Source organism: Mesorhizobium sp. B2-3-14, assembly GCF_006442175.1.
In the GTDB taxonomy this organism is placed as follows: Bacteria; Pseudomonadota; Alphaproteobacteria; order Rhizobiales; family Rhizobiaceae; genus Mesorhizobium; species Mesorhizobium australicum.
This window is the reverse complement of sequence record NZ_VFVP01000009.1, coordinates 249686-259494: the sequence shown is the minus strand read 5'-3', so window position 1 is coordinate 259494 and position 9809 is coordinate 249686. Positions and strand designations below refer to the sequence as shown.

The window sequence follows — 9809 nt, the reverse complement described above, 5'->3', positions numbered from 1 at the left end:
GCCCCAAGGAAGGCGGCCGCGAAGCTTGCGCTCGCCGTGTCGGTATTGTTGCCGATCGTATCGGCGTCCTGCGTCACCAATGTCAGGGCGCTATCCGCAACCGTCCCGACCGTCACGGAAGGGCCGTCGTCATTGAAGGTAATGGTCAGCGTGCCCGGTGCCGTCGAGCCGTCCGCATCGGTGATCACATAGTCGAGATCGACGGTCGCATTGTTCTCATCGTTCGGGCCTTGGGCCTGAAGCACGTTGTCGACCAGCGTCACCGTGTAGGCGCCAGTTGCCGGGTCGGTCACATGCATCGTGAACAGGACGCCACGAGGGCCTGTCGCGGTCAGTGTGTCACTGCCGGCGTCCCAGCTGTAGGTCACGTTCTCCTGGCCGACCGTGCCATTGGTGCCATCCAACGTTGCGAACGAGAAGCCGTTGGCGCCGGCGCCGTCGCCACCGACGCTGCCGCCGAGCGCTCCGTTATAGGTCTTTTCGCTGGCACTGAACGGAACCTCGCCGAGATTGGCGTCGATATCGCCCAAGGTGCTAGCCGGATTGCCGCCAGCAAGCCCGTCATCGTCAACCGCAGCCGTAGCCGTGCCGCTTGTCGGCGTATTGGCGTCGGTCACCGCAAAGGTGATACCGGCCGTTGCAGTGTCGCCGTCGCCGTCAGCCACCGTGTAGGTCGCCGAAGCCGCACCGGTGCCGAGAACCGAACTGTCGGCGGTGAAGGAGTAGTGGCCGTCAGCCATGACCTTGATCGAGCCATCGCCGATATCGATCGCCTGCGAGTAGCCGTCGTTGCCGAAGACCAGCACAGTAGAGCCGATGTGCGTCACCGTGGCGCCATCGGCGCCGGCCACGAAGTCCAGCGTGCCAGTGATCGTCGCACCCTCGGCAACATTCTGCGAGGCTTCGTCATGCGCCGTCGGCACGTCGTCGGACACCGTCACGTTGACGGTGCCGGTCGCCTGAGTACCGTCGGTATCGGTGGCAACCACGCCGACATGGCCCAGATCGACCAGGTCGTCGAGATTGATGCCGGGATGCGCGTCGTAATTGTCGTTCAGCGTCGCCGTCACCGTCGCCACATTGTTAGCGACCGAGAGATCCAGCGTCACCACGGTCACGGCGCCGTCCTTGCCCACGACCTGGGTGTCCGACACCCGGGTCCAGGTCAGGTTCGCGGTGTTCAGGCCGCCCAGGTCTGTGCCGAAGACGACCGAGGTGATCGCGTCCGAGCCCGGCGTGAAGGTGATCGAGTTAGAGGCAGAGTCCGGACCGAGTGGCGTCGAGCCGTCACTCAGGTTCTGGTCGTCGAGCGCCAGCGTGATTGGAGCGCCCGCGGTCGGGCCCGCGCCATCCGTGATCGTGAAGGCGATGTTGGCCGTCGAAGTGTCGTGATCGCCGTCCGTCACCGTGTAGGTCGCGTTGACCGCCACGGCACCGCCGCTGTTGTCGACCGAGACATCGGCCGTGAACGAGTAGGCCCCGTCGGCCTTCACCTGGATGGTGCCGGCGCCGATGTCGATCGACTGCGAATAGCCCGTGCCGGGATCGAAGGTCAGCAGCGTACCGTTGACATGCGTCACTGTCGCGCCGTCCGCGCCGGCCACGAAGTCCAGTGTCCCCGTCACCACCGGGGCACCTTCCACAACCGCTTGCGAAGCCTCGTCATGGGCCGTCGGCACGTCATCGGACACCGTCAGGTTGACGGTGCCGGTCGCCTGAGTACCGTCGGTATCGGTGGCAACCACGCCGACATGGCCCAGATCGACCAGGTCGTCGAGATTGATGCCGGGATGCGCGTCGTAATTGTCGTTCAGCGTCGCCGTCACCGTCGCCACATTGTTAGCGACCGAGAGATCCAGCGTCACCACGGTCACGGCGCCGTCCTTGCCCACGACCTGGGTGTCCGACACCCGGGTCCAGGTCAGGTTCGCGGTGTTCAGGCCGCCCAGGTCTGTGCCGAAGACGACCGAGGTGATCGCGTCCGAGCCCGGCGTGAAGGTGATCGAGTTAGAGGCAGAGTCCGGACCGAGTGGCGTCGAGCCGTCACTCAGGTTCTGGTCGTCGAGCGCCAGCGTGATTGGAGCGCCCGCGGTCGGGCCCGCGCCATCCGTGATCGTGAAGGCGATGTTGGCCGTCGAAGTGTCGTGATCGCCGTCCGTCACCGTGTAGGTCGCGTTGACCGCCACGGCACCGCCGCTGTTGTCGACCGAGACATCGGCCGTGAACGAGTAGGCCCCGTCGGCCTTCACCTGGATGGTGCCGGCGCCGATGTCGATCGACTGCGAATAGCCCGTGCCGGGATCGAAGGTCAGCAGCGTACCGTTGACATGCGTCACTGTCGCGCCGTCCGCGCCGGCCACGAAGTCCAGTGTCCCCGTCACCACCGGGGCACCTTCCACAACCGCTTGCGAAGCCTCGTCATGGGCCGTCGGCACGTCATCGACGATGTTGACGGTGAGCGTGCCATTGGTGCTCTGGAGATCCTGGTCGGTCAGCGTGACAGTGAAGTTCTCGAACAGGCTGTTGGTGCCCTGGACAGAGGTATGTGTCTCGTTGTCGTTGAGCGTGTAGGTATAGCTCACCTCGCCGGTGCCGGCATTGTAGGCCGTCACCGTCAGCGTGTTGCCTAGCGTCGTCGTGAACGAGCTGGCGGTGAACACACCGTCGGTGATGAAAGCGTGGCCATCGATCGACAGATCGTGGATGCCGTCGGGCGAGGAAATGGTGAAGGTGCCGGGGCCGGTCTCGGCCGTGCTTGCCGGATCGGACCCGGGGCCACCAGGCGTGCCGACATTCAAAGCCGCTTCGTTGACGATGACGTCGCCGCCATTGGCTTCCGGCGTCAGGTTGGCGACTACAGGCGTCGAGTTGCCGATCGAGATCGTCAGCGTGGTGTGCGAGGTGTCGCCATCGCCATCCTTGATCGTGTAGGTGAAGACGTCGTTGACGCCTCCGGGTGTGCCCGCATCGCGCACATAGGTATAGCTGCCGTCGCCGTGCAGCGTCAGCTTGCCATATTCACCTTGGATCGGGCTGTTGAGTGTGGTCGTATTGTCCAGAGCGACATTCGTCGTCCCCTTGGCAACGCCCACCACCGTCGCGCCGTCGGCGCCCTGGGTGTCGGCAACGCCGTCCGTAGTGTTGGCGTCGCCCGCATCCGTGCCGCCAACCAGCACATTGCCCGTCGCGGGGCCGAACTGGCCGGCTGCGATACTGTCGGTGTCGGCAACCGCCGTCGGCACGTCGTCGATGATGGCAACGGTGAAGGTCGTGCTCGCCGTATCGCCGTCGACATCCGTGACGGTGATGCTGAAATTGTCCGGAACCGTATCGTTGACGTCGTATCCGGTCGTGCTGACGGGATGCGTCACCGACTGGGTGACAGTGTAGTCATACTGGATGGCACCCGTGCCAGGATCGAACGACAGGATCGTGATGTAGCCGAACTGCCCTGAAATTTGCTGGCCGACACCGGTCACGGTGGTGCCGTTGATGACGATCGAGCCGATGCCATCGGGTGCGTCGATGCTGATCGTCCCGACGCCGGAAGTTTCGGAGTTGGTCGGTGCCTCGCTGCCCGGCGATTGTTGCGCGCCGCCATCGAGTCCGGTTTCGCTGGCCGCCTGATCAGGGTTGGTCAGCGACATGGCCACGACGGAGACGCCTCTGTCGACCAAAGAGGGAAACAGCTCATGCCGCTCGAGCTGCCCAAACTGCAAAGCCGTCGGCGGCAGAAGCGCCGACAAGCCGAAGCCGTCGCCGATCCCGCCGGCAGGCTGTTCGAAATTCCCGCCGGCGCTCGAGGTCGTGCTGCCACCGGCCGATATCGAGCCGTCCGCGCCAAAGGCGACATCGACATGGCTCGCTTCCAGCGCTGCGATCAAGGCCCCGCGCGGCACTTCGACGTCGCCGATGATGAAGGTCGGCACATGCAGGGCACCGTCCTTGATGACGATGACCGAGCCGTCCGCCTGCTCGAGCACGAGGTTGTGGCCGTCGACCTTGATGTTGTCGATCGAGACATTGGCGGGAAGTTTGACGACGTTGCTTGCGTCCGCGACGTATTCGTGCGGGGCGTTTGCCGCTGGCGGAGCTGCCGCTGGCGCGCCGCCACCGACATCGACCGGCACAGGCTCGGCCGCGGCCGGCGCTGTTTGGACCGGTGCCGCCGCTTGCTCGGCGGGCGCGGCTTGCGCCACCACCTGGGTCGGCGCTGTCAGGTCGTGATGATCGCTGGAGACGGAATGCTCGTCCCACGAGTTCGAAAGATTGTCCAGTTCAATACTGTTCGCCATAGCTCAAACCCCTCCGGTATTTCCCGGATAGAGACAGGCGGTGGCTTGACTTTGCAACGGTCCGTCAATGCATTCTATATATTTGGATATGCCTTCGATGACTTTTTTTACGCTTGGTAAACTGTGAACATATAATCAGTTATATGTTGCCTGGAAGGCATAGCGCTTCGCCACCGGCGGCGCGGAAAACTTGGTAAATATAAGTATAAATACATGTAAAATTTTACTAAAATCAGCAAAGTGAATTCGTGGGAAACTTATCCATCTTCCTTTCCAGTAATTTGAGACAAAATTGGTAGCGTCCACAGTCAAAGGTGGGCGTCATGAAAAAACAAAAGAATGCTCCGGGGAAGTGCAAGCTCAAGCTGCTTCTGCTGGCGGTGGGGATAGCCGGCTCGGCGCAGCCAGCCCTTGCCGGGCCCGTCATCAGGAATTTCATGCCCGAAGCAGCACTGCTTGGAGTGGTCCAGGCGCCGCCTGGCCTCGGCGGCATTTCGCTGCAGAGATACCAGCCCTGGCAGCCGGCCACCCCCTACCGGATCAGCCTTGTCCTGAACGGATATGGTCCCTTTTCCGCTCAAGACGGGTCCAGCGCCTCGATGGCGCAAGAGGGCAGGGGTATCGACCCGATGCCGACGGCGTCGATCATTCCGGGCGTTTTCGGGTCGGTTGCGCTGTCCATGCGCAATTTTCCCGTTTCGGCGCGCTGGGCACCTGTCTACCAGGCCATAACCGATTGCACCGCGGGCAGCCCCTGTGATCACGAGAGCCCGGCCTTCGCGGCCATGGTCTCGGCCGCCCAAGGCAAGGGGTTCGTCGAAAAACTGTCGTTCATCGACAGCGGCATCAACCACCTGATCGCCTATAAGAAGGACAGCGTCGTTTACGGCAAGCTCGATTACTGGGCGAAGCCCTCGGAGATCCTCGCCAATCGTGCCGGCGACTGCGAGGACTTCGCCATCCTCAAGATGACCGCGTTGCTGAGGGCCGGCATTCCGGCACGCAGCATGTCGCTCGTCGTTCTCCAGGACCGCAAGCGAGGCTTCTTCCACGCCGTGCTTTCGGTCAGCACCGCAAGCGGCGCTTATATTCTCGACAGTCTCAATGATACCGTGCTCAAGGACAGCGCCCTTCCGAATTATCAGCCACTGTACTCGTTCAGCACCGACCGGGCCTGGATCCACGGGTCCAAATCGGGAGACGCCCAGATGGCCGATGTCAAGGGCGGTTTCGCAACCGTCGCCCCTGGCGAAGGCGTCCAGACGGAAGTCAAGTAAGGGGCCCGCGCGCCGGCTTTCTTGTCCTGGTTGAATGGCGGAACGATTGCGGAAAAGTCCCGTGGTGGTTTTCCGGCGGAATTGCGTCAAGCACATAGGGCCGTTCGGCGTTTGCGTGAAACGATGGATGGCGCTAGCCGTTGAAGACGAAAGCCATCAGCAATTCCAGGTCCAGCACCGGCGCCCGCACCACGTTCAATTGGCCTCGGTAACGGCGTTCGCCGGCTCCAATCACAAATCCGCTCGCAACGGCAACGTCGCCATTGGTGTCGAGGCGGGCGAATATATCGGCCACGTTGAGGTCCAGCGCCAGCTTCAGGTCCTGGCGCGTGTCTTCGTCGAATGCCGCCGGCAATTGTCGTTTGACCAATTGCTGGAACGGCGCATTGAAGGTCACGATCTTCTTCGTCGAGGCCAAGGCGAAGGCCGGCGACGGGCAGGCAAGCAGAATGGCGTTTATCGTCCTGATCGATGCAAGCCTACGCAAATTCAGGTTCTCGCGCCCCAACTCGCGTATGCAGGCCACCCGGATTGCCGAGGTCAAGTTTCCTTTCTCCGCGTGACCTTCGGCGATCTCGTCGACCAGCATGCCGATCGTGCATTTGCGGCTTTCAGCCATCTGTTTCAGCGAAACCCAGAAAGCCCGTTCAAGCCGAATGCCGCGCCTGATGCCGCCGCGCGCCACGACGCGGAACTCGAGTTCGAAATCTTCTGTCGGGAGTGGCAGAAGCAAGTGGTCGCTCCGGGTCGCGGGAGAGGTGGCGCTAGCGCTCACTCATTGCCTCCTGGCGGGCTTTGTTAATCGGCTTCAGCAGGTAGCTCAGGATCGTCTTGCGACCGGTCTTGATATCCACGGAACAGATCATGCCGGGGATGATCGAATATGCCTTTCCGTCTCGCTCCAGTGTCGATCTATCGGTTGAAACACGCACCTGATAGTAGGGCTCGCCCGTCTTCTGATCGACCAGGCTGTCGGCGGTAATGTTTGAAACCTTGCCTTCGATGCCGCCAAAGATCGAGAAATCATAAGCCGTGACTTTGATCAAGGCATCCTGATCTGGGCGGATAAACGCGACATCGCGGGGCGAAACACGTGCTTCGACCAGCAAAGTCTCGGAAGTGGGCACGATGCCGGCCACGACAGTACCCGGCTGGACGAAGGCGCCGACGGTGTTCAGTTCCATCGTGTTGACGATGCCGTCCACCGGCGAGCGGATATCCGTTCGCGCGACCTTGTCGGTCGCGCCGCGAATGGTTTCGTCCACCACTGAAAGATCGGCCAAGGCCTGCGTCAGGTCATCGAGCGCTTCCTGCTTCAACTGCAGCCCGAGTTCCTCGACCTGGAGCTGCGCCTCGGTGATCGCCGACTTGCCCTTCTTTATCGTCTCGCCGGCCAGGTTCAATTGGCCGTTGAGTTCGGTCTGTTCCTGCTCGACCTTGAGCTGCTCGGTCCTTGCCATCAGACCTTTCTTGACCATCGCCTCGACCAGCTTCGCCTGCTGGTCGCTCACAGCCAGGTTTTTTGTCAGGCGGTCGAGATTGGCGTTCGCCTCGTCCAGTTCTTTTTCGCGCTGGTCGAGTCGCGACTTGAGCACCGACAGCTTGTTGTCGAAGTTTTCGCGCCGGGCAACGAGGAGATTTTGTTCGTTGTCACAGATTTCCGGCGCCACGGATTGGATGTCCTGCGGACAGGGAAACGATCCGGTGATGCTGCCGCTCTGTTCGTATTTGAGCCTGGCGATGCGTGTTTGCAGGGCCCGCGCCTTGGCTTGCTGTTCGCCGAGGCTGGATGTGTTCAAAGTATTGTCGAGACGGATAATAAGGTCGTTCTTCCTGACGACCTGCCCCACCTTCACGGCGATTTCCTGAACGACGCCCGGCTCGCTGGCTTGAATGACCTGGGTCTTGGAGGCCGGTATGACCTTGCCGTCGCCACGCGCGATCTCGTCGACCTCGGCGAAGGACGACCAAGCGACAAAGGCGGCGAAGAGCGCCCCTATGATGAATATGGACGCCGTCGCGAAAAGCGGCGGGCGGTCTTCCCTGGCAAGCATTTCCCACGCCCCGTTATCATATCGGTTTCAGCCCGATATAATTTGTTCATTCAGGAATTCGTTCTCTGCAGCGCCTGAATGACTTGTTCTTTTGGCCCGTCGGCAACTATCTTTCCTTGTTCGATAACAATGAGGCGATCAGCCAATTCGAGCATGCTGAAGCGATGCGTCGAGACGATCAGCGTCGTGTTGTGGTCGAAAGCGGTCTTGAGTTGCTTTATCAGTTGCCGTTCCGACGCCAGATCCATCGAGCCGGACGGTTCATCCAAAAAGACGATCTTCGGCTTGGTCAAAAGCAGCCGGGCGATCGCCACCGTCTGTCTCTGCCCGCCGGAAAGATTGGTGCCCCGCTCACCGACATTCATGTCGTAGCCACGCGGGTGGCGAGACACGAACTCGTCGACGCCGGCGGCTTTCGCGGCTTCGATGATTTGCTCGTCGGTCGCCTCCGGAGATGCCATCAGCAGGTTCTCCTTGATGGTGCCCGAAAACAGATCGCCGGCTTGCGCGACGATGCCGACGGCGGCGCGCACCTCTGACGGGTGATACTGGCGGATGTCGATGCCATCCAGCAGCAATTCGCCGGAGCTTGGCAGAAAAAGCCTGCCGATCAGGCGTCCCATCGTCGTCTTGCCCGATCCGATGCGGCCGATGATGCCGATGCGCTCTCCCGGCTTCACCGAAAAGTTGAGGCCGGACAGAACCTCGTTTTCCGATCCGGGGTAGACGAAGCCGACATTCTTGAACGTCATCGCGCCATTGCGAATCGGACGATTGACGAAGCCCACCGTATCCGGCCGGTCCTCCGGCTGGGCCATGATGGAATTCACCATTCTCAAGGAGAGCATGGCCTGGCGAAATCTCGACAAGGTGATCGCGATCTGGCCGAGCGGAGCCACGGCCCGGCTCGCCAGCATCACCGTTCCGATGATGGCTCCTGTCGAAACATGCCCTTCGGAAAAGGCGTAGGCTCCAGCCACGACCAAGGCGACCGTCACAAGCTGCTGGATGGCCTGGGTGATGTTGCCGGCCGCCGCCGAGAGCTGCTTGATCTTCTCGGAAGTGTTGGCCGCATTCTTCGAATGCTCGCCCCACTTCCTCAGCAAATAGGCTTCGGCTCGCAGCGACTTGATCGTTTCCAGCGTGGAGATGGACTCGACCAGCAGAGCCTGGCGCTGGGAGGCTTCATTCATGGAGGCTGCGACCCGTTTGCCGATGCGGCGTTGCGTGACCAGGCCAACGACCACCGACGCCACAAATGCGAGGGCCGGGATGACGACCAGCCAGCCGCCGATCGCGTAGATGACGAGCAGGAAGATGAAGACGAAAGCCGTATCGATGAACACGCTGATCGTGTTGGAGGTGAAAAATTCCCTGACGAACTCATATTGGGTGACGCGGTTGGCATATTCGCCTGTCGAGCCCGGGCGCGCGGACAGGGACGAATTCAGCACCTTCTCGAACAGCAGATACGATATCCGCAAATCCGCCTTGCGCCCGGCATAGTCGATGAGCGAGGCTCGGGCCGTTTTCAAAAGCAGATCGAAGAGAATGACGGCGCCGATGCCGATCGCCAGCACCCAAAGCGTCGATATCGCCTTGTTCGGCAATATGCGGTCATAGACATTCATGGTGAAGATCGGCGAGGCGATGGCCAAAAGGTTGATGAAGATCGCCGACAGCACGACCTTGGAATAGGTGCGCCAGAAAGCGCCCATCGTCCCCGTCAGCCAATGGCGCCGCTCGATCTCCTGCGCCGACCCGACCTTCATGCCCTCGGTGGCGTTGGCATAGGTGATCGAGAAGGATACGCCGCCACTGATGTAACTTGCGGCCAGCTCGGATTTGCCGACAGTCGTGCGCCCGTCTTCCTGCGGGGCCGTGAGATACCCGTCGCCGTCGGTTTCCGCCAGCAAGGCGATCGGCAACTGACTGACACGGAAGAGAATTGCCGGAAGATCGACGCGACCGCGCAGGAAGTCGCGATGGTTGAATTCCTGGGTCTCGAGACCGATCCGCTCGGCAAGATGCCGGATCTCGGTGACCTCGATGCGCGTGTCCGAAATCGGCACTCCGGCAAACAGCACGGTTTCGGCGCTCGGCCTGCCGAGATAGGCAGCCACCGCCGAAAAGCAGGCCTTGAACGCCTCCTTGGGCGACAGAATATGTGGCTGCTGATTCAC

Annotated in this window: 5 protein-coding genes; 1 reads left to right on the top strand and 4 read right to left on the bottom strand. The window is 61.5% G+C overall.

Features of this window, described 5'->3' with window-relative positions; genetic code table 11:
• A partial coding sequence (locus tag FJ950_RS22640; RefSeq protein ID WP_210242364.1) for a hypothetical protein occupies window positions 1-4295 on the bottom strand: 4295 nt, incomplete at its 3' end.
• Window positions 4296-4618: 323 nt separating this feature from the next.
• Between FJ950_RS22640 and FJ950_RS22635 the strand changes: the two genes are divergently transcribed.
• The gene (locus tag FJ950_RS22635; protein ID WP_140618715.1) at window positions 4619-5572 is read left to right on the top strand and encodes a transglutaminase-like cysteine peptidase; all 954 of its coding nucleotides are present in this window, start codon (window positions 4619-4621) and stop codon (window positions 5570-5572) included.
• A gap of 133 nt (window positions 5573-5705) precedes the next feature.
• On the opposite strand, the gene FJ950_RS22630 is transcribed toward FJ950_RS22635, so the two are convergent.
• The 3 genes from FJ950_RS22630 to FJ950_RS22620 are packed head-to-tail and all read right to left on the bottom strand — an operon-like array spanning window position 5706 to window position 9809.
• Window positions 5706-6347, bottom strand: a complete 642-nt coding sequence (locus tag FJ950_RS22630; protein WP_140618714.1) for a ribbon-helix-helix domain-containing protein — start codon at window positions 6345-6347, stop codon at window positions 5706-5708.
• On the bottom strand, window positions 6337-7626 hold the full coding sequence (locus tag FJ950_RS22625; RefSeq protein ID WP_015318757.1) for an HlyD family type I secretion periplasmic adaptor subunit: 1290 nt from the start codon (window positions 7624-7626) through the stop codon (window positions 6337-6339). The genes FJ950_RS22630 and FJ950_RS22625 overlap by 11 nt, the downstream gene beginning before the upstream one ends.
• 50 nt (window positions 7627-7676) lie before the next feature.
• The gene (locus FJ950_RS22620) at window positions 7677-9809 is read right to left on the bottom strand and encodes a type I secretion system permease/ATPase (RefSeq protein ID WP_140618712.1); all 2133 of its coding nucleotides are present in this window, start codon (window positions 9807-9809) and stop codon (window positions 7677-7679) included.

Bases quoted from the DNA above. Each gene is read 5' to 3' on its own strand.
- FJ950_RS22635 (WP_140618715.1), top strand. From the start codon at position 4,619: ATGAAAAAACAAAAGAATGCTCCGGGGAAGTGCAAGCTCAAGCTGCTT.
- FJ950_RS22625 (WP_015318757.1), bottom strand. From the start codon at position 7,626: ATGCTTGCCAGGGAAGACCGCCCGCCGCTTTTCGCGACGGCGTCCATA.